The 20,658-nt window shown below is 61.5% G+C and carries 24 protein-coding genes; 13 read left to right on the top strand and 11 right to left on the bottom strand.

Annotation, left to right across the window (positions count from 1 at the left end; genetic code table 11):
* Positions 1–130: 130 nt before the first annotated feature.
* The 6 genes from phhA (at position 131) to AC07XZ_RS03825 (ending at position 4,490) form a co-directional block, all read left to right on the top strand.
* Entirely contained in the window at positions 131–922 is a 792-nt protein-coding gene (gene phhA / locus AC07XZ_RS03850; protein ID WP_011333014.1) for a phenylalanine 4-monooxygenase, read from the top strand.
* Between the two features lie 110 nt (positions 923–1,032).
* Positions 1,033–1,389: a 4a-hydroxytetrahydrobiopterin dehydratase gene (locus AC07XZ_RS03845; RefSeq protein WP_003222798.1), complete on the top strand. Its 357-nt coding sequence runs from the start codon at positions 1,033–1,035 to the stop codon at positions 1,387–1,389.
* Positions 1,389–2,582, top strand: a complete 1,194-nt coding sequence (locus tag AC07XZ_RS03840; protein WP_085683027.1) for an amino acid aminotransferase — start codon at positions 1,389–1,391, stop codon at positions 2,580–2,582. Before AC07XZ_RS03845 ends, AC07XZ_RS03840 begins: the two co-directional genes overlap by 1 nt.
* Before the next feature lie 240 nt (positions 2,583–2,822).
* The gene (locus AC07XZ_RS03835) at positions 2,823–2,954 is read left to right on the top strand and encodes a hypothetical protein (RefSeq protein WP_256584349.1); all 132 of its coding nucleotides are present in this window, start codon (positions 2,823–2,825) and stop codon (positions 2,952–2,954) included.
* Positions 2,955–3,027: 73 nt separating this feature from the next.
* Positions 3,028–3,207, top strand: a complete 180-nt coding sequence (locus AC07XZ_RS03830; protein ID WP_007958348.1) for a hypothetical protein — start codon at positions 3,028–3,030, stop codon at positions 3,205–3,207.
* An 83-nt stretch (positions 3,208–3,290) separates the two neighbouring features.
* A complete protein-coding gene (locus AC07XZ_RS03825; RefSeq protein ID WP_102686026.1) occupies positions 3,291–4,490 on the top strand; it encodes an MFS transporter in 1,200 nt (399 codons plus the stop codon).
* On the opposite strand, the gene arfB is transcribed toward AC07XZ_RS03825, so the two are convergent.
* From arfB to AC07XZ_RS03780, 9 genes are all read right to left on the bottom strand, one after another.
* The gene (arfB, locus tag AC07XZ_RS03820; protein ID WP_011333010.1) at positions 4,487–4,900 is read right to left on the bottom strand and encodes an alternative ribosome rescue aminoacyl-tRNA hydrolase ArfB; all 414 of its coding nucleotides are present in this window, start codon (positions 4,898–4,900) and stop codon (positions 4,487–4,489) included. The genes AC07XZ_RS03825 and arfB overlap by 4 nt on opposite strands.
* Before the next feature lie 21 nt (positions 4,901–4,921).
* A complete protein-coding gene (locus AC07XZ_RS03815) occupies positions 4,922–5,617 on the bottom strand; it encodes a pentapeptide repeat-containing protein (protein WP_102686025.1) in 696 nt (231 codons plus the stop codon).
* A gap of 108 nt (positions 5,618–5,725) precedes the next feature.
* Complete coding sequence (locus AC07XZ_RS03810) at positions 5,726–7,141, bottom strand: amino acid permease (RefSeq protein ID WP_102686024.1); 1,416 nt, start codon at positions 7,139–7,141, stop codon at positions 5,726–5,728.
* A gap of 848 nt (positions 7,142–7,989) precedes the next feature.
* Entirely contained in the window at positions 7,990–9,207 is a 1,218-nt protein-coding gene (gene rluB / locus AC07XZ_RS03805; RefSeq protein WP_085747142.1) for a 23S rRNA pseudouridine(2605) synthase RluB, read from the bottom strand.
* Positions 9,208–9,360: 153 nt separating this feature from the next.
* Positions 9,361–9,552, bottom strand: a complete 192-nt coding sequence (locus tag AC07XZ_RS03800) for a DUF1289 domain-containing protein (RefSeq protein ID WP_007958358.1) — start codon at positions 9,550–9,552, stop codon at positions 9,361–9,363.
* A gap of 2 nt (positions 9,553–9,554) precedes the next feature.
* Complete coding sequence (scpB, locus tag AC07XZ_RS03795; protein ID WP_102686023.1) at positions 9,555–10,562, bottom strand: SMC-Scp complex subunit ScpB; 1,008 nt, start codon at positions 10,560–10,562, stop codon at positions 9,555–9,557.
* Between the two features lie 11 nt (positions 10,563–10,573).
* On the bottom strand, positions 10,574–11,392 hold the full coding sequence (locus AC07XZ_RS03790; RefSeq protein WP_102686022.1) for a segregation and condensation protein A: 819 nt from the start codon (positions 11,390–11,392) through the stop codon (positions 10,574–10,576).
* Entirely contained in the window at positions 11,393–12,022 is a 630-nt protein-coding gene (locus AC07XZ_RS03785; RefSeq protein WP_102686021.1) for an L-threonylcarbamoyladenylate synthase, read from the bottom strand.
* A 13-nt stretch (positions 12,023–12,035) separates the two neighbouring features.
* The gene (locus AC07XZ_RS03780) at positions 12,036–12,899 is read right to left on the bottom strand and encodes a PHP domain-containing protein (protein WP_102686020.1); all 864 of its coding nucleotides are present in this window, start codon (positions 12,897–12,899) and stop codon (positions 12,036–12,038) included.
* Between the two features lie 87 nt (positions 12,900–12,986).
* Here AC07XZ_RS03780 and AC07XZ_RS03775 point away from each other — a divergent pair, with 87 nt between their 5' ends.
* The 6 genes from AC07XZ_RS03775 (at position 12,987) to AC07XZ_RS03750 (ending at position 17,094) form a co-directional block, all read left to right on the top strand.
* Positions 12,987–13,583, top strand: a complete 597-nt coding sequence (locus tag AC07XZ_RS03775) for a septation protein A (RefSeq protein WP_007958367.1) — start codon at positions 12,987–12,989, stop codon at positions 13,581–13,583.
* A 1-nt stretch (position 13,584) separates the two neighbouring features.
* Positions 13,585–13,884 carry a YciI family protein gene (locus tag AC07XZ_RS03770; protein WP_011333002.1) on the top strand — a complete coding sequence of 100 codons (300 nt, stop codon included), beginning with the start codon at positions 13,585–13,587 and terminating at the stop codon, positions 13,882–13,884.
* A gap of 120 nt (positions 13,885–14,004) precedes the next feature.
* Entirely contained in the window at positions 14,005–14,415 is a 411-nt protein-coding gene (locus AC07XZ_RS03765) for an SH3 domain-containing protein (RefSeq protein ID WP_085747147.1), read from the top strand.
* 7 nt (positions 14,416–14,422) lie between these two features.
* A complete protein-coding gene (locus tag AC07XZ_RS03760; protein ID WP_007958370.1) occupies positions 14,423–15,100 on the top strand; it encodes a response regulator transcription factor in 678 nt (225 codons plus the stop codon).
* A gap of 136 nt (positions 15,101–15,236) precedes the next feature.
* Complete coding sequence (locus AC07XZ_RS03755; protein WP_007958371.1) at positions 15,237–15,686, top strand: Spy/CpxP family protein refolding chaperone; 450 nt, start codon at positions 15,237–15,239, stop codon at positions 15,684–15,686.
* A 67-nt stretch (positions 15,687–15,753) separates the two neighbouring features.
* Complete coding sequence (locus AC07XZ_RS03750; RefSeq protein ID WP_102686019.1) at positions 15,754–17,094, top strand: sensor histidine kinase; 1,341 nt, start codon at positions 15,754–15,756, stop codon at positions 17,092–17,094.
* A 240-nt stretch (positions 17,095–17,334) separates the two neighbouring features.
* Here the strand turns inward: AC07XZ_RS03750 and AC07XZ_RS03745 are convergent, their stop codons facing one another.
* Positions 17,335–17,901, bottom strand: coding sequence for a nitroreductase family protein (locus AC07XZ_RS03745; RefSeq protein ID WP_102686018.1), 567 nt, complete (start codon positions 17,899–17,901; stop codon positions 17,335–17,337).
* A 121-nt stretch (positions 17,902–18,022) separates the two neighbouring features.
* Here AC07XZ_RS03745 and AC07XZ_RS03740 point away from each other — a divergent pair, with 121 nt between their 5' ends.
* Positions 18,023–19,477, top strand: coding sequence for a TrkH family potassium uptake protein (locus AC07XZ_RS03740; protein WP_102686017.1), 1,455 nt, complete (start codon positions 18,023–18,025; stop codon positions 19,475–19,477).
* Here the strand turns inward: AC07XZ_RS03740 and AC07XZ_RS03735 are convergent.
* Positions 19,434–20,495, bottom strand: a complete 1,062-nt coding sequence (locus tag AC07XZ_RS03735; protein WP_207252641.1) for an AraC family transcriptional regulator — start codon at positions 20,493–20,495, stop codon at positions 19,434–19,436. The two genes, AC07XZ_RS03740 and AC07XZ_RS03735, sit on opposite strands and share 44 nt — an antisense overlap.
* Positions 20,496–20,658: the final 163 nt, after the last annotated feature.

Here is a 20,658-nt window from a genome sequence, read left to right as displayed (position 1 = left end):
ATTTTACGAATTAAAGAGACTTTTCCTACTCCAGCAGTCTTCAACCTGCTGCAACAACGAACGTTCCGGGGTATTTCTCAGTTCATCGCAGGACATAACAAGAACGAAATTCCCCTCGCAGGAGAGCAGTATGAAGCAGACGCAATACGTGGCCCGCGAGCCCGATGCGCAAGGTTTTATCGACTACCCCGCCGAAGAACACGCGGTGTGGAACACGCTGATCACCCGCCAGTTGAAAGTGATCGAGGGTCGCGCGTGCCAGGAATACCTGGACGGTATCGAAAAACTCGGTCTGCCCCACGACCGCATTCCGCAACTGGGCGAGATCAACAAGGTGCTCGGCGAGACCACCGGTTGGCAGGTTGCCCGAGTTCCCGCGCTGATCCCTTTCCAGACCTTTTTCGAATTGCTCGCCAGCAAGCAGTTTCCGGTGGCTACGTTCATCCGCACCCGTGAAGAACTGGACTACCTGCAAGAACCCGACATTTTCCACGAGATCTTTGGCCACTGCCCGCTGCTGACCAACCCGTGGTTCGCCGAATTCACCCACACCTACGGCAAGCTCGGCCTGCAGGCGACCAAGGAAGAACGCGTTTATCTGGCGCGCCTGTACTGGATGACCATCGAGTTCGGCCTGGTCGACACCCCGCAAGGCAAACGCATCTACGGTGGCGGCATCCTGTCTTCGCCGAAAGAAACCGTTTACTCGCTGTCGGACGAGCCCGAGCATCAAGCCTTCGATCCGCTGGAAGCAATGCGCACGCCGTATCGCATCGACATCCTGCAACCGCTGTATTTCGTCCTGCCGAACCTCAAGCGCCTGTTCGACCTGGCCCACGAAGACATCATGGCCATGGTCAAGCAAGGCATGCAGCTGGGTCTGCACGCACCGAAGTTTCCGCCAAAACCAAAAGCCGCGTGACCCGCGACTTTTGCTTACAAGTGAGTCTGTCCGTCGTCGCCACTTTGGTTTAGCGTGGCGACACTGACCGCCAATATAAAAAAACACCTTCAGATTTCAGGAAGTCCACCATGTCCACTTTGAACCAAGCCCATTGCGAAGCCTGCCGTGCAGATGCCCCACAAGTCAGCGATGAAGAGCTGCCGATCCTGATCAAGCAGATCCCTGACTGGAACATCGAAGTACGCGACAGCATCATGCAGCTGGAAAAAGTCTTCCTGTTCAAGAATTTCAAGCACGCGCTGGCCTTCACCAACGCCGTCGGCGAGATCTCCGAGGCCGAAGGTCACCACCCGGGCCTGCTGACCGAGTGGGGCAAAGTCACCGTGACCTGGTGGAGCCACTCGATCAAAGGCCTGCACCGCAACGACTTCATCATGGCCGCGCGCACTGACGAAGTGGCCAAGACCGCAGAAGGACGCAAGTAATGCACTTCGACGCCATCGGCCGGGTGCCCGGCGACCCGATCCTCGGCCTGATGGAGGCCTACGCGCAGGACTCCAACCCGCGCAAGTTCGACCTCGGCGTGGGCGTCTACAAGGATGCCCAGGGCCTGACGCCAATCCCCGAGGCGGTGAAAATCGCCGAGGCGCGTCTGGTCGAGAGCCAGGACACCAAGACCTACATCGGTGGCCACGGCAATCCGCTGTTCGGCAAGGTCATCAACGAGCTGGTGCTCGGTGCCGATTCGGCACTGATCGCCGAGCAACGCGCCGGCGCCACCCAGACCCCGGGTGGCACGGGCGCCCTGCGTCTGGCGGCAGACTTCATCGCGCAATGCCTGCCGGGCAAAGGCGTGTGGCTGAGCAACCCGACCTGGCCGATCCACGAAACGATTTTCGCGGCCGCCGGGGTCAAGATCAGCCATTACCCGTACGTCGGCAGCGACAACCGCCTCGACGTCGATGCGATGCTCGCCGTGCTCAATGAAGTGCCGAAAGGCGATGTGGTGCTGCTGCACGCGTGCTGCCACAACCCGACCGGTTTCGACCTGAGCCACGACGACTGGCAGCGGGTGCTGGAGGTGGTCCGTCGCCGCGATCTGCTGCCGCTGATCGACTTTGCCTACCAGGGCTTCGGCGACGGTCTGGAGCAGGATGCGTGGTCGACCCGACTGTTCGCCGCCGAGTTGCCCGAGCTACTGATCACCAGCTCCTGCTCGAAGAACTTCGGCCTGTACCGCGATCGCACCGGTGCGCTGATCGTCAGCGCGAAAACCGCTGACAAGCTGATCGACATCCGCAGCCAGCTGGCGCACATCGCCCGCAACCTGTGGTCGACGCCACCGGATCACGGCGCGGCTGTCGTCGCCACGATCCTCGCCGACCCGGAGCTGAAACGCCGCTGGGCCGACGAAGTGGAAGCCATGCGCCTGCGCATCGCCCAATTGCGCAGCGGTCTGGTGGAAGCGCTGGAACCGCACGGCCTGCGCGAGCGTTTTGCACACATTGGCGTGCAACGCGGGATGTTTTCCTACACCGGTCTGTCGCCGGAACAGGTGAAAAACCTGCGCGAGCATCACAGCGTGTACATGGTCAGCTCGGGCCGGGCCAACGTTGCCGGGATTGATGCGACGCGTCTCGACTTGCTGGCAGAAGCGATCGCCAACGTCTGCAAATAACTCCCCCTTGTCTTGATCGTTCCCACGCTCCGCGTGGGAACGATCTGGCGCACTCATCGCGAGCAGGCTCGCTCCCACATTTGCCCTGCGTCACCCTGTCGCACTTGTCTAGACAATCCCGCCCGTCGAAACAAATGGATTTAAAAATCTGTTTGTCACTTTTCCTGCTGTATCCTTCGCAGGCTTTCTGAAAGCGCGGATCTACCAGATCTATCAACAGACTTAGCGAGGAGCGCAACCATGCACGAGATTCCGAATCTCCCCTTCCCAAGCCTGCACGAAACTGAGCAGACGACCACGCAACAAGCCGGTGCCCAACAGCCCGAGCCGAAAGAAGCCGCCGACAGCCGTCCGGCCGACAGCGAAGAGTAAGCAACACCCGCCGTACAGACCGTGTGGAAAGCGCTAACATGCGCTTTCCACACTGCCTGAAACCTGAGCCGCCATGTCCAAAGAATTCGATGAACAACAGGCCGAGATCCTGATCGGTGCCACCGAGAAGATGATCGAGATCTGGAGCCGTCTCTCGCCCGAGAAACAGGCCGCCCTGCTCGCCCGTTTCGGCAGCGAGGAAAACGCGCTGGCCGCACTGGTCACCACGCAATTGGTCGCCCCGGCCAAATAGTTTTACTTTTCCCCGCTCCAGACGCGTCCGCATCGGTATCATGAGCAGCCTATCTATTCTGCTCTTCCCGTGGATCGTAATTCATGTCGTCCTCTATGCCAGAACCCCAGCGCCCCTTGGCGGTCACGCTGCAAGTCGTTTCCATCGTCCTGTTCACCTTCATCGGTTATCTGAATATCGGCATTCCGCTGGCGGTGCTGCCGGGCTACGTGCACAGCGACCTGGGCTTCGGCGCGGTCATCGCCGGGCTGGTGATCAGCGTGCAATACCTCGCCACGCTGCTCAGTCGCCCGTATGCCGGCAAGATCATCGACAACCAGGGCAGTAAACGTGCGGTGATGATTGGTCTGGCCGGGTGTGGCTTGAGCGGTGTGTTCATGCTGATTTCGGCGTGGACGCCCCACCTGCCGCTGCTGAGCCTGATCAGCCTGTTCGTCGGCCGTCTGGTGCTGGGCAGCGCTGAAAGCCTGGTCGGCTCAGGCTCGATCGGTTGGGGCATCGGCCGCGTCGGTGCCGCCAACACCGCCAAAGTCATCTCGTGGAACGGCATCGCCAGTTACGGTGCGCTGGCGGTCGGTGCGCCGCTCGGGGTATGGCTGGTCAGCCGTTTCGGTCTGTGGAGCATGGGCGTAAGCATTCTGCTGCTCGCCAGCCTGGGATTGCTGCTGGCCTGGCCGAAAACCGCCGCGCCGATCGTGGCCGGCGAGCGTCTGCCATTCATGCACGTTCTCGGTCGCGTCTTCCCGCACGGCTGCGGACTGGCGCTGGGCTCGATCGGTTTCGGCACCATCGCCACCTTCATCACCCTGTATTACGCCACGCAGCACTGGGATAACGCGGTGCTGTGCCTGAGCCTGTTCGGCGCCAGCTTCATTGGTGCGCGGCTGCTGTTCGGCAACCTGATCAACCGCCTCGGCGGCTTTCGCGTGGCGATTGCCTGCCTGTCGGTGGAAACCCTGGGTCTGCTGTTGTTGTGGCTGGCGCCGGACGCGCATTGGGCATTGGCCGGTGCGGCATTGAGCGGTTTCGGTTTCTCGCTGGTGTTCCCGGCGCTGGGCGTGGAAGCCGTGAACCTGGTGCCGGCCTCCAGCCGAGGCGCGGCAGTCGGGGCCTATTCGTTGTTCATCGACTTGTCGCTGGGGATCACCGGGCCGCTGGCGGGTGCGATTGCAGCGGGCTTCGGTTTTGCCTCGATCTTCCTGTTCGCCGCCCTCGCCGCGCTGAGCGGTCTGGCATTGAGCGTCTATCTGTACCGCTACACGGCTAAGTACCGCGAAGACTAGAAATCCACCTTGCCGCGCCCGGCCTTGATGCTGCCGCGCTTGGTTTTCGATTCGAGCCGACGCTTCTTTGAACCCAGCGTCGGCTTGGTCGGCCGGCGCTTCTTCTCGACCTTGGTGGCGCTGAGAATCAGCTCGGTCAGACGCTCCAGCGCATCGGCGCGATTCTGTTCCTGCGTGCGGTATTGCTGGGCCTTGATGATCAGCACACCGTCGCCGGTGATGCGACTGTCGCGCAGCGCCAGCAGCCGCTCTTTGTAGAACTCGGGCAAGGACGAGGCCGGAATGTCGAAGCGCAGGTGCACGGCGCTGGAGACCTTGTTGACGTTCTGCCCTCCGGCGCCCTGGGCGCGGATGTACGTCAGTTCGATCTCTGCGTCCGGCAGATGCACATTGTTGGAAATCACCAGCATGGAAACTCTACCTTCAAGTCGCTAAGCGACAGACAACCCCAGTTCGGACAACAGCATCGAGGCCTGGGCCCGGGAAATCACCGCCCCTTTGAACAGTTTGGCATCGTTGAGCCGAAAACCGCTCAAATCGGCACCGCGCAGGTCGGCATCGGTAAACCTGGCGCCATTGATCCGTGCGTGAGCCAGGCTGCACTCGATGAACTCGGCCTTGCGAAAGTCGGCATCGCTCAAGTCCGCATCGGAGAAATCCAGACCGTTCAACGTCGTGCGGGCGAACGACATGCCGCCCAGAAATGCGCTGTTGAGTCGGGTCTCACTGAACGACAGACCCAGGCTGGAGGTGTGACTGAAGTTGGCACCGGTCAGCTTGCAGCCGGTGAAAGCGACCTGCGCCAGTTTCGCCCGCTGCCAGCGTGTGTTGTTCAAATCGCAATTGCTGAACGAGGCCTCCAGCAATTGGGCCGCTTCGAACACTGCGTGGGCACCCCGACAGCCCTTCCATTGAGTCGCTTCGAGGCGAGCACCGAGAAATTGCGTGCGCAGCAGAATGCAGCGCTGGAAATCGGCGCGATCCAGCGTCAGTCGCGACAGATCGACATCGGTGAAATCCACCCCGATAAACCGCAGCGGCAAGCGCTGGGACGCGATCAACGCCTGCACATCATCACGCGTCAGCGCGTCTCCTTCGACCTCGTAGTGCGTTTGCACCTGATCCATGCCCGACTCCTTCGCGATTCAATTGGCGCCGGCAGTCTATCGTCACTTCGCGTAGGACCGGCCACAAAAAAGCCGGCGGAAGCCGGCTATTTTGTTGTCGTCCGTTGCCTACTTGGCCGCGGCCCCAAGCACCGCGCGTTGATCGCTGCGCTTGTTCTTGATCACGTAGCAGACCCACATGAACACCACCCACACCGGGATCGCGTACACCGAGATCTGAATGCCCGGGATCAGCAGCATCACGCCGAGGATGAACAGGACGAACGCCAGGCAGATGTAGTTGCCGTACGGGTACCACAGCGCCTTGAACAGCGGCTTCTGGTGGGTCTTGTTCATGTGTTGGCGGAACTTGAAGTGCGAGAAGCTGATCATCGCCCAGTTGATCACCAGCGTTGCAACCACCAGCGACATCAGCAGTTCCAGCGCGTGTTGCGGGATCAGGTAGTTGAGCAGCACCGCCACCAGGGTCACGGCCGCCGACGCCAGGATCGAACGCACCGGCACGCCGCGCTTGTCGATCTTCGCCAGCGCTTTCGGCGCATCGCCCTGCTCGGCCATGCCCAGCAGCATGCGGCTGTTGCAGTAGGTGCCGCTGTTGTACACCGACAATGCCGCGGTCAGTACCACGAAGTTGAGGATGTGCGCAGCGGTGTTGCTGCCAAGCATCGAGAACACCTGCACGAACGGGCTGCCGCTGTAGGAATCGCCCGAAGCGTTGAGGGTTTCCAGCAGGCTGTCCCACGGGGTCAGCGACAGCAGGATCACCAGTGCGCCGATGTAGAAAATCAGGATCCGGTAAATCACCTGGTTGATCGCTTTCGGGATCACGGTTTTCGGCTTGTCGGCTTCGGCTGCGGTGAAACCGAGCATCTCCAGACCGCCGAAGGAGAACATGATGATCGCCATGGCCATTACCAGACCGCTGACGCCGTTCGGGAAGAAGCCACCGTGGGACCACAGATTGCTGACCGAAGCCTGCGGGCCGCCATGGCCGCTGACCAGCAGATAACTGCCCAGGGCGATCATGCCGACGATCGCCACGACCTTGATGATCGCGAACCAGAATTCGGCTTCACCGAAGACTTTGACGTTAGCCAGGTTGATCGCATTGATCAGCACGAAGAACGCGGCAGCAGTGACCCAGCTTGGGATCTCCGGCGCCCAGTAGTGGATGTACTTGCCGACCGCAGTCAGCTCCGACATGCCCACCAGGATGTACAGGATCCAGCAGTTCCAGCCCGACAGGAAACCGGCAAAACCGCCCCAGTATTTGTGCGCAAAGTGGCTGAAGGAGCCGGCCACCGGCTCTTCGACGATCATTTCGCCGAGCTGGCGCATGATCATGAAGGCGATGAAGCCGCAGATGGCATAGCCGAGGATCATCGACGGGCCGGCGGATTTCAGCACCCCGGCCGAGCCGAGGAACAATCCGGTACCGATCGCGCCACCGAGGGCGATCAGTTGAATATGGCGATTTTTCAGGCCGCGTTTCAGCTCGCCTGATTGCGAGTTTTGTCCACTCATGAAAAAGGTCTCACGCAAGGTTTGATGATGTTCAGTAGACGTTGCTGCAAGGTTGCGATTTCAGCCAACCTTGATCAAACCCCAGCGCAGGCACCAGGAATTCAGCTTTTTTACAACGGTCATGCGTCACCTGTTTGTTTTTATCTGTGACGAAATCGAACCCGACACGCTTGTGACGCGGCGGAGTGAACAAGGCGGATAAACCTTGAGGTTTGCGCGATTACGCAGAGGGTCACAGTTAAAACGCGGCGCATTGTACACCGCTAACCCCCTGCTGCCAGACCTCGCCGGATCAGCGTGTCGGTTGCCGGGATTGCATGTGTCCACCCCGGGAGGCCCGGGCGGCTGCAAAAATTGAGTCAGGCCTTTGCAGGCCATCGGCGTGGACGATGGAAAATCCGCCCCACGTGGAGAAGTGAAAATGGATATCGGCGTTCATTGCGCCTCCTTCTTGTTATGCACCTGCACGACAGGCATGCAGCGCATCTCACCTTCCAAACGTCGCTGAAACAAGCGCGCCAGAGCGCCGCGCAAGGCCCGGCGGGACTGGCTCCGGCAGATTTTCCTTACAGTCTGATAAAGACACCCGATTTAAGGGTCTGCGACGGCCTTTTCGTAAATATTCACTGACAGTGCGTAACGTAAAGTTTCCACTCCAGACCCATCGAAGCCCGGAGCAGCGATTGACGCTAGCTGACTAACTATTTGAAAGGCGTTAAGTTTTTTGTTTTAAAACAAGAAAAACACGCCTGAAAAAAGAAATAAAAAGTCCAAAAAAAAACGCCAACCCTAAGGTTGGCGTTTCTGTTTTTCAGCTTGAAGCTTGCCGCTCGAAGCTTACAACCGCGTTATTCCGGCTTCTTGCGACCGAAACCCGGACGCTGGCCGGAACCGGCCGGTGCGCCACGGCGCTTGCCCGACGGCTTGTCATCGTCAGCCAGCTTGATGCCTGGACGCTTCGGCGCCGGCTTGGCCGGACGCTTGGTATCGGCTGGACGATCCGCCACCGGCGTACCGCGACCTTCGCCCCGCTCGGTACGGCCATTGGCCGGACGCGGAGTGCGTGGACCGCGCTCGCCATCCGGACGCGCTGCCGGCTTGCGGCCTGGACGCTCGCCTTCGATCTGCGGCTCGCGGACCGGACGTGGACCGGCGCCAATCGGTGCACCGTTGGCCGGACGCAGGGTGCGCACGCGCTCGGTACGGGCCATCGGACGCGACGACTTGCGCTGCATCCGGTCGAGCTTGTCTTTGCTCTTGGCGTTCAGTTGCGGCATGGCCACCGGGGTCAGGCCGACTTCGGCGCTCAGCACGTCGACTTCGTACTGGCTCATTTCGCGCCAGCGGCCCATCGGCAGGTCGGAGTTGAGGAAAACCGGGCCGAAACGCACGCGCTTCAGGCGGCTGACCACCAGGCCCTGGGATTCCCACAGACGACGCACTTCACGGTTACGGCCCTCCATCACCACGCAGTGATACCAGTGGTTGAAGCCTTCGCCGCCCGGTGCCTGTTGAATGTCGGTGAAGCGCGCCGGGCCGTCTTCCAGCACAACGCCGGCCTTCAGGCGCTCGATCATCTCGTCATCGACTTCGCCACGCACACGCACCGCGTACTCACGGTCCATCTCGTAGGACGGGTGCATCAGGCGGTTGGCCAGCTCACCGTCGGTGGTGAACATCAGCAGACCGGTGGTGTTGATGTCGAGACGACCGATGTTGATCCAGCGGCCTTCTTTCGGACGCGGCAGCTTGTCGAACACGGTCGGACGGCCTTCCGGGTCGTCACGGGTGCAGATCTCGCCATCGGGCTTGTTGTACATGATCACGCGGCGCACCGACTCGGCGGCTTCTTCGCGCTTGATGACTTTGCCATCAATGGTGATGGCGTCGTGCATGTCGACACGCAGGCCCAAGGTGGCGTCTTTGCCATTGACCTTGATGCGGCCGGCAGCGATCCAGGATTCGACATCACGGCGCGAGCCGACGCCGATACGGGCGAGGACTTTCTGCAGCTTTTCGCCTGCTGGGCCGATTTCCTGGTCGTCTTTCTGATTGATGTCACTCATCTGGGCACCTCCCGGTGTGGTCTGTTCAGCGGCGCTGAATGAGCCGCTGAAGCGTTGAAATCTGGGTTTTCGGGCGAAGGGATCGCCGAAGGGTCGCGAATCATACGCGGATGTGGCCGCGCGCGCATCAGAGACTAGTCGATCAGGGCAAGGTTATTTCTTTTTCCGCCGACCGGTGGCCCCGAGCTTGATCAGACGCAGCGCGGCTTCGGCCAGCACAGTGCGCTTGTCGTCCTTGTCGAGTTTCTTCCAGGCCCGTATCTCGCGCTTGCTGCGGCCGCAGCCCAGACAGATGTCGTCGCTGAACTTGCAGACGCTGATGCACGGGTCTTTGGTCGAGCTCATGCTCAATCCTCGAACTCGCGACGTTCGGCTTCGATGGCTTCGGCCAGGGCGCGGGCCTCGGCTTCTTCTTCGCTCAACTCTTCCTCGGCGGCGGGTTCCGGTTCGGGCTGTTCAAGCCGGGCGACGGCGGCCAGCAGCTTTTCCCGGGCTTCGGCCACGCCGAGCACATCGTCTTCCTGCTCAGGCTCGGGCTCGAATTCAGGCTCATGCTCAAATTCAGTTTCGAACTCATCCTCAACCGGCGGCTCGACCGGATCGAACTCAACCCCGGTCGGCATCGATTCACCGCCCGCCCCGTCACGCAGCAAGTCGTCAAAGTCGGTCTTGATCCCCTCCTCCATGCTGTCCAGTTCCAGCAGAAGGGTGTGGAAACTGGTTTCTTCCTTCGGCTCATCCGGCTCGGCACTGGCGTCGGCCAGCTCCTGCAAGCCCGGTGGCACGGGAGCGTCGTCGAAGTCGAGCACCGGATCCGCCTCGATTTCGCGCAACTCGGCCAGCGGCGGCAGGTCGTCAAGGTTCTTCAGGTTGAAGTGATCGAGAAACGCCTTGGTGGTGGCGAACATCGCCGGTTTGCCCGGCACGTCGCGGTAACCGACGATGCGAATCCACTCGCGCTCGATCAGCGTCTTGACGATGTTGGTGTTGACCGCCACGCCCCGCACGTCCTCGATTTCGCCCCGGGTGATCGGCTGGCGATAGGCGATCAGCGCCATGGTTTCCAGCAATGCTCGGGAATAACGTTGCGGACGTTCTTCCCACAACCGGCCGACCCACGGCGCGAACTTCTCGCGGATTTGCAGGCGATAGCCCGACGCGACTTCCTTGAGCTCGAACGCCCGGCCTTCGCAGGATTTGCCGAGCAGGGTCAGGGCTTTCTTGAAGACCGGCGGTTCCGGGCGCTCGCCTTCTTCGAACAGTTCATACAGGCGCTCGAGGGATTGCGGCTTTCCCGAGGCCAACAGAAAGGCTTCAAGCAGGGACGCCAGCTCGCGGGGTTCAGTCAGGTTCATATCGGGACTCGTTATTCGGCTCGGGCTCGCACGTGGATCGCGGCGAACGGCTCATTCTGCACCAGCTCGATCAGGGATTCCTTGACCAGTTCAAGGATCGCCATGAAGGTCACCACCACGCCGAGCTTGCCCTCCTCGGCGGTGAACAGCTCGACGAACGGCACAAATCCGCCGCCCTTGAGCCGCTCCAGCACATCGCTCATGCGCTCGCGGGTGGACAGCGCCTCGCGGCTGACCTGATGGCTTTCGAACATGTCGCCCCGGCGCAGCACCTCGGCCATGGACATCAGGATTTCTTCCAGCGCCACGTCGGGCAAGAGTTTGCGCGCGCGGGCTTCCGGGGCGTCGAGCTTGGGCACGATCACGTCGCGACCGACCCGGCTCAGGCCATCGATGCTTTCGGCGGCAGCCTTGAACCGTTCGTACTCCTGCAGGCGACGAATCAGCTCGGCGCGCGGGTCGTCCTCTTCGTCCTCGACGGTTTCGGCCCGGGGCAACAGCATCCGCGACTTGATCTCGGCCAGCATCGCGGCCATCACCAGGTATTCGGCGGCCAGTTCCAGACGCACCGACTGCATAAGCTCGACATAACCCATGTACTGGCGGGTGATTTCCGCCACCGGGATGTCGAGGATGTTGATGTTCTGTTTGCGGATCAGGTACAGCAGCAGATCGAGCGGGCCTTCGAAGGCTTCGAGGAAGACTTCCAGCGCGTCGGGCGGGATGTACAGGTCCAGCGGCATTTCCGTGACGGCCTGGCCATAGACCATGGCAAACGGCAGTTCCTGCTGGGCACCGGCCTGGGGATCTACGTTTTCCACTGCGGACATTCAGGCCTCGACCATGAATGGGGCAGGATCGCCGCAACCGACGCGGATCACTTCCGGATCATCGCCCGTGAGGTCGATCACGGTGGAGGCCTTGATACCGCCGGAACCGCCGTCGATGATCAGGTCGACCTGATGCTCGAGCAACTGGCGCATTTCGTACGGATCGCTCAACGGGTCTTCATCGCCCGGCATGATCAGGGTCACGCTCATCAACGGCTCGCCCAGTTCGGCCAGCAGCGCCAGCGCGATCGGATGGCTCGGCACCCGCAGACCGATGGTGCGCTTCTTCGGATGCAGCAAGAGGCGCGGCACTTCGCGGGTGGCGTTGAGAATGAAGGTGTAAGGCCCCGGCAGGTGGGCTTTGAGGATTCGAAAGGTCCCGGTGTCGATCTTGGCGTAATTGCCCAACTGCGACAGGTCGCTGCAGATCAGTGCGAAGTTGTGCTTTTCGTCGAGCTGACGCAGGCGTCGAACGCGCTCGATGCCGTTCTTGTCGCCGATCTGGCAGCCGATTGCGTAGGAGGAGTCAGTGGGATAGACCACCACTCCGCCCTTGCGGATGATCTCGACCGCCTGTTTGATCAGGCGCGCTTGCGGGTTTTCCGGATGAATCTGGAAAAATTGACTCACATTCTCTACCTGTTCAGACGGCGGCAATAACTGTGTCATGTTTGAACCGACACCACAGGGGTGGAAGGTCCTCCGGCACCGACCGGTACTGGCCGATCTCGGACCAGCCACCAGGGCCATGGAAATCACTGCCGGCGCTGACCAGCAGACCGAACTCACGGGCAAGGATTGCCAGGCTGCCCACCTGTTCCGCAGGCTGATGACCGTTGACCACTTCGATCGCCTGCCCGCCCGCTTGAATATAGTCGGCAATCAGCTTTCGGCGCTTGCTGCGGGTGAAATCGTAGTGCCACGGATGCGCTAGGCTGACCCAGGCGCCGGCGGCGCGCAGCGTACCGACGGTGTCTTCGAGGGTCGGCCAGTGCAGCTTGACGTCTCCCAGCTTGCCTGCGCCGAGCCATTTGCGAAATGCTTCGGCGCGATCCTTTACAAAACCTTCACGCACCATCCAGTCGGCGAAATGCGGGCGGGCCGGCGCGTTGCCGCTGTCGCCCAGTTCCTGCTGGATCTGCCGCGCGCCGTCGAGCGCATTCGGCATGCCCTTGAGGGCGAGCTTGCGGCTTATTTCCTCAGACCGCAGCCAGCGGCCGTCGTGCAACTGGGCAATCGCCTCGACCAGCGGCGCGGCGTTGACGTCGAAACCGTAGCCGAGTACGTGAATGGTCGCCCCGCCCCAGGTGCAGGACAACTCGACGCCGTTGACCAGTTGCATGCCCAGCGCCTCGGCGGCCGTGCGCGCTTCGGCGAGGCCTTCTAGGGTGTCGTGATCGGTCAGGGCCAGGACTCGCACGCCGTTCTCGAACGCACGCGCAACCAGTGCCGCAGGCGCCAGGGCGCCGTCGGAGGCCGTGCTGTGGCAGTGCAAATCAACATTCACGGGGATGTGTAACCTCAAATCAGCTGGCGCTATCGCGCGCCCATATGTTTGTTATTATGCCGCCACATCCAGCTTCTGGCTCTCACTGTGAAACAATTCATCGATTTCATCCCGCTTCTGCTGTTCTTCATCGTCTACAAACTCGATCCACGCACCGTCGACGTTGCCGGCCATGAACTGACGGTAGGCGGCATTTACAGTGCAACCGCCGTGCTGATCATCAGCTCCCTGGTGGTGTACGGCGCGATCTTCATCAAGCAGCGCAAGCTGGAGAAGAGCCAGTGGCTGACGCTGGTCGCCTGCCTCGTGTTCGGCAGCCTGACCCTGGCCTTTCACAGCGAAACCTTTCTGAAATGGAAAGCCCCGGTGGTCAACTGGCTGTTCGCCCTGGCCTTCATCGGCAGCCATTTCATCGGTGACCGCCTGCTGATCAAGCGCATCATGGGCCACGCGTTGACCCTGCCGGATCCGGTCTGGACCCGTTTGAACATCGCCTGGATCGGTTTCTTCCTGTTCTGCGGTGCCGCCAACCTGTTCGTCGCCTTCACCTTCCAGGACTACTGGGTGGACTTCAAGGTGTTCGGCAGCCTGGGCTTGACCGTGCTGTTCCTGGTCGCTCAAGGCATCTACCTGTCCCGTCACCTGCACGACGCCGATACCACAACGCCAAAAACCGAGGACTGACATGCTCTACGCCATCATTGCCACCGACGTCGCCAACTCCCTGGAAGCCCGCCTCGCTGCGCGCCCGGCACACCTTGAACGCCTGCAAGTGCTCAAGGGCGAAGGCCGCATCGTGCTGGCCGGCCCGCACCCGGCGGTCGACAGCAATGATCCGGGCGCAGCAGGTTTCAGCGGCAGCCTGATCGTTGCCGAATTCGATTCCCTGAGCGCGGCGCAAGCCTGGGCCGATGCCGACCCGTACATCGCCGCCGGCGTTTACGCCAACGTGATCGTCAAGCCGTTCAAGCAAGTCCTGCCGTAACCTCCCCCGCTGATCCCCCCACGCGATGAACCTTGTCGGTTCATCGCGTTCTCAATCGCTCATTATTCTCGTTTGCCGGCCGACAACCTGCCCAATATCCATTTGGAAACAGGAGTCGCGATGCGCAAGGGTCCGTTGTGTCTGATGTTGGTCACGTTGTCGATCGTGGCGCCCGCCCATGGTGAAGAAAGCACCGAAGGCGGCAGCTCCACACCGCTTTCGTTGAGCGCCGGCAGCCAGATCACCGAGTTGCAGCAGCGCCTGAAGGCCAGCGAGCAGCAACGGGAAGAACTGAGCAAACAACTGCAAAATGCCGACAACACCCGCGAAAGCGCCCAGCTCGCCCGGCTGCGCCAAGAGAACCAGCGTCTGAAGCTGCAACTCAAGGAAGCCCAGGCCAGCCCGCTGCCGCGCCTGCTGACCGAACAGCAGCAATGGTTCGTCACCGGGGCCGGGGTAGCGCTATTGGCGCTGCTCTGCGGTATCTTTGCCAGTGGAGCAAGCCGAAAACGTCGGCAATGGCTAAATTGAGTGAGTCATGAGCGAGCTGTTACTGATTGATGATGACCAGGAGTTGTGCGAACTCCTGAGTAGCTGGCTGAGCCAGGAAGGCTTTCAGGTCCGGGCCTGCCACGATGGTCAGAGCGCCCGCAAGGCGCTGGCCGAAACCGCGCCGGCGGCCGTGGTGCTGGACGTGATGCTGCCCGACGGCAGCGGTCTGGAACTGCTCAAGCAATTGCGCAGCGATCACGCCGACCTGCCGGTGTTGATGCTCTCGGCCCGGGGCGAGCCGCTGGACCGGATCCTCGGCCTGGAACTGGGCGCCGACGATTACCTGGCCAAACCCTGCGATCCGCGCGAACTGACCGCCCGCCTGCGCGCCGTGCTGCGCCGCAGTCATCCGGCCGCCGTGTCGACCCAGCTCGAACTGGGCGACCTGAGCTTCAGCCCGGTGCGCGGCGTGGTCAGTATCGACGAAAAGGAATTCACCCTCACCGTGTCCGAAAGTCGCCTGCTCGAAGCCCTGCTCAAGCAACCGGGCGAGCCGCTGGACAAACAGGAACTGGCGCAGATCGCCCTCGGTCGCAAGCTGACCCTGTACGACCGCAGCCTCGACATGCACGTCAGCAACCTGCGCAAAAAGATCGGCCCGCACCCCGACGGCCGCCCGCGCATCGTTGCCCTGCGCAGTCGTGGCTACTACTACAGCCTCTGATCGTCTGTCAGTTTTGTCAGGTCGGCGCGAAAACGTGTTTACCCAAGCTTTACACAGCGCTGACCGCCGCTGACCTTGATCTCCGTAATCTGTACTCATCCGGAACGTACCGGGAACGAGACAAAGGAGATTCACCATGCGCAAGACTCTTATCGCTCTGATGTTTGCCGCTGCCCTGCCGACCGTCGCCATGGCCATGCCACAGGATGGCGGCCCGATGGGTGGCCCGCTGGACGGCCCGCGCCATGGCGGTCAGATGCACGGCATGCACGGCAAAGGCCCGTACAGCCAGCTGGACCTGTCCCGCGAACAGCGCGAGCAGATCCGCAAGATCATGGGCGAGCAGATGCACGAGCGTAAGCAGACGGTCGAAAAATACCTGGAGAAACTCTCGCCAGCCGACCAGAAAGCCATGAAGGACGAGATGGCGGCCAACCACAAGAAAGCCGAGTCCGATGTCCGCGCCGTGTTGAAACCGGATCAACAGAAGAAATTCGACGAGATCCAGAAGAAACAGGCCGAGCGTCGCGCCGAATGGGCCGAGTTCAAAGCCTGGAAAGCGCAACAGCCGCAAAAGGCGCAATAATGTTCTAGCGTCACGCCCCGACCCAACGGCTCACCGCCGTTGGGTTTTCTTTGCTTGAGGATTTTCTGTGCGTTCATTGTTCTGGCGTATCCTCGCCAGCTTCTGGCTGGCCATCGCTCTGGTTGCAGGGCTTTCCATTCTGCTGGGGCACATGCTCAACCAGGACGCGTGGATCCTCAGCCGCCATCCGGGCCTCAACACTCTGGCCGCCGAATGGACGCAGACTTACGAAGCCCAGGGCGAAAACGCCGCCCAGGACATCCTCGAACAGCGCAAGCGCCAGTACCACATCGACGTGCAAGTGCTGAACGAAACCGGCGACCCGGTGGTGCGCGGCACCTTCCCCCGGCGCGCGGCCGCCTTCGAGGCGCGGCAGAACAACGATGACCGTCGCCTGCCATGGCGCCGTCTGACCGACGAATTCACCAGCGACAAAAGCGGCGACACCTACCTCTTCATCTACCGCATCCCGCACCCCGAACTCGACGCCTGGCACCGCGAAAGCCTACTCTGGCCATTGAGTGCGCTGGGCATTGCGTTGGTGGTGCTGACCCTGTTCAGCCTGCTGGTGACGTTTTCCATCACTCGCCCGCTCAGTCGCCTGCGCGGTGCAGTGCATGACCTCGGCCAGACCACCTATCAACAGAACAGCCTGGCGCAACTGGCCAACCGTCGGGATGAATTCGGTGTGCTGGCCAATGACTTCAACCGCATGGGTGCCCGTCTGCAAAGCCTGATCGGCAGTCAGCGTCAGTTGCTGCGTGATGTCTCCCACGAATTGCGCTCGCCGCTGGCACGCCTGCGCATCGCCCTGGCACTGGCCGAACGGGCCAGCCCGGAAGAACGGGAAAAACTCTGGCCTCGCCTGACCCGCGAGTGTGATCGGCTGGAAGCGCTGATCAGTGAAATTCTGGTGCTGGCGCGGGTCGATGCCGACAACGCCAGCGCCGAAGACGTGGATCTGAATGCCTTGCTCGCCACCCTGCAAAAGGACGCGCAGCTGGGCTCGCCAGAGCAGACCGTGCGTCTGGAGGCCGAGCCTGCGCTCAATCTGACGGGCTGGCCGACCATGATCGAACGCGCCGTGGACAACCTGCTGCGCAATGCCCAGCGCTTCAACCCGGTGGGGCAGTCGATTGAAATGCGGGCCTCACGTCAGGGCGAGCGGATCGTGGTCAGCGTGCGTGACCATGGGCCGGGGGTGCTGGCCGAGCATCTGAGCCAGTTGGGCGAACCGTTTTATCGGGCGCCGGGGCAGACCGCTGCGGGTCATGGCCTGGGGCTGGCGATTGCCCGGCGGGCGGCGGAGCGGCATGGCGGGACACTGGTGCTGGCCAATCACCCGCAGGGCGGGTTTGTGGCCAGTCTTGAGTTACCGCTGGAGCCTGGGGCGATTGTCCAGCCCTAAAAAGCTGCCCTCACCCCAGCCCTCTCCCGGAGGGAGAGGGAGCCGACCGAGTAGTCTTGCGTTAAACATCGACCTGAAAAATTGAGTCGATTATGGATCTGCCAAGCACGTGAACCGAGTCAATTCCGGACTCGGCAAAGCTCTTCCAGGTCGGTGAACCTCTGAAGCATCCCCCAATCAGTCCCCTCTCCCCCCGGGAGAGGGTTAGGGTGAGGGCGCTTTTTAAGCTTTTAAGGCCCTTTAAGCCTTACCCGGCCAGGCACTGACAAACTCCGCCAGATCAACCTTCTCGGCCACCCGCGGTTCTTTCTGCGGCGTGCCGAGGTAAAGGAAGGCAATCACCTCTTCGTCATCCGTCAGGCCCAAACCCTTGGCGACATGTTTCGAATAAGCCAGATCACCCGTGCGCCACACCGCGCCAATCCCCTGCGCGTAAGCCGCCAGCAGAATGCCGTGAGCCGCACAGCCCGCCGCCAGCAACTGCTCGGCCTTCGGGTATTTGACGTGTTCCTGCAATTTGGCGATGACCACGACCACCAGCGGCGCCCGCAGCGGGCCGTTGCGGGCCTTGTCGATCATCGCTTCGGTGACTTCGCCTTCCTGCATTTTTGCAGCTTCGGCCAGCAACTCGCCCATCTGCTCACGCGCCGCGCCTTCGACGGTCAGGAAGCGATACGGCTGCAAATGGCCGTGATCCGGTGCGCGGGTCGCGGCGGTGAACAGCACTTCGCGCTGTTCGGCGGTGGGGGCCGGATCGATCAGTCGTGGAACGGAAACACGGTTGAGCAAAGCGTCGAGAGCCTGCATCGGCCACCTCCTGAAAAAAATGTCCGGCTATTCTAGCTGCAAGTGATCCAGACGCGTCGGTTTACATGCCTTGCACCGCAGGTAGAATGGCGCCCTTCCCACATCAGCCCGAGCGGACTTCATGGCGTTGCCGACCTTACGGATCATTGGTTTCATCATCGGCATCTTCCTGATCACCCTGGCCATCGCCATGGTCGTGCCCATGGCCACCCTGGTGATTTTCGAGCGCACCGGCGATCTGCCGTCGTTCCTCTGGGCGAGCATGATCACCTTCCTCGCCGGCCTCGCGCTGGTGATTCCCGGTCGTCCGGAACACATTCACCTGCGCCCCCGGGACATGTACCTGCTGACCGTCAGCAGCTGGCTGGTGGTGTGCATTTTCGCCGCACTGCCTTTTCTGCTGACACAGCACATCAGCTACACCGACTCGTTCTTCGAAAGCATGTCCGGCATCACGGCCACCGGGTCGACCGTGCTCAACCATCTGGACGACATGTCCCCCGGCATCCTGATGTGGCGCTCGCTGCTGCACTGGATCGGCGGTATCGGCTTTATCGGCATGGCGGTGGCGATCCTGCCGCTGCTGCGCATCGGTGGCATGCGCCTGTTCCAGACCGAATCCTCGGACCGCTCGGAAAAGGTCATGCCCCGCTCGCACATGGTGGCGCGGCTGATCGTGGCGGCGTATGTCGGCATCACGATTTTCGGCAGCCTGGCGTTCTGGTGGGCCGGGATGAGCCCGTTCGATGCGATCAACCACGCGATGTCGGCGATTTCCACCGGCGGGTTCTCGACCTCCGACCAGTCACTGGCCAAGTGGACGCAACCGGCGGTGCACTGGGTCGCGGTGGTGGTGATGATTCTCGGCAGCCTGCCGTTCACCCTGTACGTGGCGACGCTGCGCGGCAACCGCCGGGCGTTGATCAAGGATCAACAGGTGCAGGGTTTGCTCGGTATGTTGCTGGCGACCTGGCTGGTGCTCGGCACCTGGTACTGGTGGACCACCAACCTGCATTGGCTGGACGCGCTGCGGCATGTGGCGCTGAACGTGACGTCAGTGGTCACCACCACCGGTTTCGCGCTGGGCGACTACAGCCTGTGGGGCAACTTCTCGCTGATGCTGTTCTTCTATCTGGGCTTCGTCGGTGGCTGTTCCGGGTCGACGGCGGGCGGGATCAAGATCTTCCGTTTCCAGGTCGCCTACATTTTGCTCAAGGCCAACCTTAACCAGTTGATTCACCCGCGTGCGGTGATCAAGCAGAAGTACAACGGTCATCGCCTCGACGAAGAGATCGTCCGGTCGATTCTGACGTTCTCGTTCTTCTTCGCGATCACCATTTGCGTGATCGCCCTGCTGCTGTCGCTGTTGGGCGTGGACTGGATGACGGCGTTGACCGGTGCCGCCAGCACCGTCTCCGGCGTCGGCCCGGGCCTGGGCGAGACCATCGGCCCGGCCGGCAACTTCGCCAGCCTGCCGGATGCGGCCAAGTGGATTCTGTCGTTCGGCATGCTGCTCGGCCGACTGGAGATCATTACGGTGTTTGTACTGTGTATTCCGGCGTTCTGGCGTCACTGATCGCCTTCGGCGCCTCGAGCAACCGCGCCCGGTAATCGCCGGGCGTAGTGTCGAACCAGCGGCGGAAGGCGCGGAAGAAATTGCTCGGGTCGGCAAAGCCCAGCAGATAGGCAATCTCCAGCAAGGTCATGCTCGGCTGCGCCAGATATTGCTCGGCGAGTTCGCGGCGGGTGTCGTCGAGCAACTGCTGAAAACTGGTGCCCTCCTCCTGCAAGCGTCGTTGCAAGGTGCGCTGGGACAGGTGCAGGGTCTGCGCCACCGTATCGCGTTTGGGTTCGCCCTGCGGCAGCAGGCGGCACAACACCTGACGCGCCTTGTGGGTCACGCGGCTTTCGGAAAACCGCGCCAGATATTCCCCGGCAAACCGGTCATGCAGCAGCGCCATCGCCTCGTTGGCGGTGGGCAGTGGCGCTTCCATGTCGGCCCGCTCGAAGATCAGCGCGTCATACGGCGCGTTGAACACCAGCGGTGCATGAAAGGCTCGTTTATAGGGTTCAAGATCATCCGGCTGGTCGCCCTGCACCAGCACTTTGCGCGGGTGCAGCGTGCGTCCGGTCAGCCAGCCGCACAACGCGAGCGCGCAGGCCAGCGAGGCTTCGGCACTTTGCCGGGTCGGCGGCAGATGATCGCCGTGTACCGTCAGAATCAGCGCATAACCTTCGTCGAGCAGGCGAAAACTCAGGTCGGCACTTTCGGCGATGATCCGCTGATAACGCACCAGTCGCTGAAAACCTTCCGCCAGCGTATTGCTGGACATCAGCGCATAGCCCGCTACATGAAACGAAGCCGGCCGCACCACCTTGCCCATATTCAGGCCGATCGCCGGATTGCCGGACAGCTCGACCGCCCGTTGCCAGAGTCGGGTCATGGAATCCTGCGGGAAGCGTGCGTCCGGGTCCTCCAGCGCCGCGTAGTCGAGCCCCAGCTGTCTGAACAAAACCCGGCAATCCAGGCCGTCCATTTCCAGTGCTTTGACAATCCCCATCGCCCAGCTTGCAGAAGTCGTTCGTTCGCTCATGGCGTTTTTTCTTGGATGACATGGTGAGCCGCATACTACGGCCGATTTCCCAAGGATAGTAAAGTGGCGCCGATTGTCACTGGCCGACGCCATTGATCACTCTAGACTCAAATAAGCTACCCGCCGAACAACTTGCAATCAGAACAATAACCACAGAGATCGC

The organism is Pseudomonas sp. GW458-11-26-14-LB4 (assembly GCF_059423925.1).
Note: the sequence above shows the minus strand (reverse complement) of the source record. Positions and strands in the feature narration are given on the sequence as shown.

Coding starts and splice junctions, on each gene's coding strand:
- phhA (WP_011333014.1), top strand. CDS start 131: ATGAAGCAGACGCAATACGTGGCCCGCGAGCCCGATGCGCAAGGTTTT.
- AC07XZ_RS03845 (WP_003222798.1), top strand. CDS start 1,033: ATGTCCACTTTGAACCAAGCCCATTGCGAAGCCTGCCGTGCAGATGCC.
- AC07XZ_RS03840 (WP_085683027.1), top strand. CDS start 1,389: ATGCACTTCGACGCCATCGGCCGGGTGCCCGGCGACCCGATCCTCGGC.
- AC07XZ_RS03835 (WP_256584349.1), top strand. CDS start 2,823: ATGCACGAGATTCCGAATCTCCCCTTCCCAAGCCTGCACGAAACTGAG.
- AC07XZ_RS03830 (WP_007958348.1), top strand. CDS start 3,028: ATGTCCAAAGAATTCGATGAACAACAGGCCGAGATCCTGATCGGTGCC.
- AC07XZ_RS03825 (WP_102686026.1), top strand. CDS start 3,291: ATGTCGTCCTCTATGCCAGAACCCCAGCGCCCCTTGGCGGTCACGCTG.
- arfB (WP_011333010.1), bottom strand. CDS start 4,900: ATGCTGGTGATTTCCAACAATGTGCATCTGCCGGACGCAGAGATCGAA.
- AC07XZ_RS03815 (WP_102686025.1), bottom strand. CDS start 5,617: ATGGATCAGGTGCAAACGCACTACGAGGTCGAAGGAGACGCGCTGACG.
- AC07XZ_RS03810 (WP_102686024.1), bottom strand. CDS start 7,141: ATGAGTGGACAAAACTCGCAATCAGGCGAGCTGAAACGCGGCCTGAAA.
- rluB (WP_085747142.1), bottom strand. CDS start 9,207: ATGAGTGACATCAATCAGAAAGACGACCAGGAAATCGGCCCAGCAGGC.
- AC07XZ_RS03800 (WP_007958358.1), bottom strand. CDS start 9,552: ATGAGCTCGACCAAAGACCCGTGCATCAGCGTCTGCAAGTTCAGCGAC.
- scpB (WP_102686023.1), bottom strand. CDS start 10,562: ATGAACCTGACTGAACCCCGCGAGCTGGCGTCCCTGCTTGAAGCCTTT.
- AC07XZ_RS03790 (WP_102686022.1), bottom strand. CDS start 11,392: ATGTCCGCAGTGGAAAACGTAGATCCCCAGGCCGGTGCCCAGCAGGAA.
- AC07XZ_RS03770 (WP_011333002.1), top strand. CDS start 13,585: ATGCTCTACGCCATCATTGCCACCGACGTCGCCAACTCCCTGGAAGCC.
- AC07XZ_RS03765 (WP_085747147.1), top strand. CDS start 14,005: ATGCGCAAGGGTCCGTTGTGTCTGATGTTGGTCACGTTGTCGATCGTG.
- AC07XZ_RS03760 (WP_007958370.1), top strand. CDS start 14,423: ATGAGCGAGCTGTTACTGATTGATGATGACCAGGAGTTGTGCGAACTC.
- AC07XZ_RS03755 (WP_007958371.1), top strand. CDS start 15,237: ATGCGCAAGACTCTTATCGCTCTGATGTTTGCCGCTGCCCTGCCGACC.
- AC07XZ_RS03745 (WP_102686018.1), bottom strand. CDS start 17,901: ATGCAGGCTCTCGACGCTTTGCTCAACCGTGTTTCCGTTCCACGACTG.
- AC07XZ_RS03740 (WP_102686017.1), top strand. CDS start 18,023: ATGGCGTTGCCGACCTTACGGATCATTGGTTTCATCATCGGCATCTTC.
- AC07XZ_RS03735 (WP_207252641.1), bottom strand. CDS start 20,495: ATGAGCGAACGAACGACTTCTGCAAGCTGGGCGATGGGGATTGTCAAA.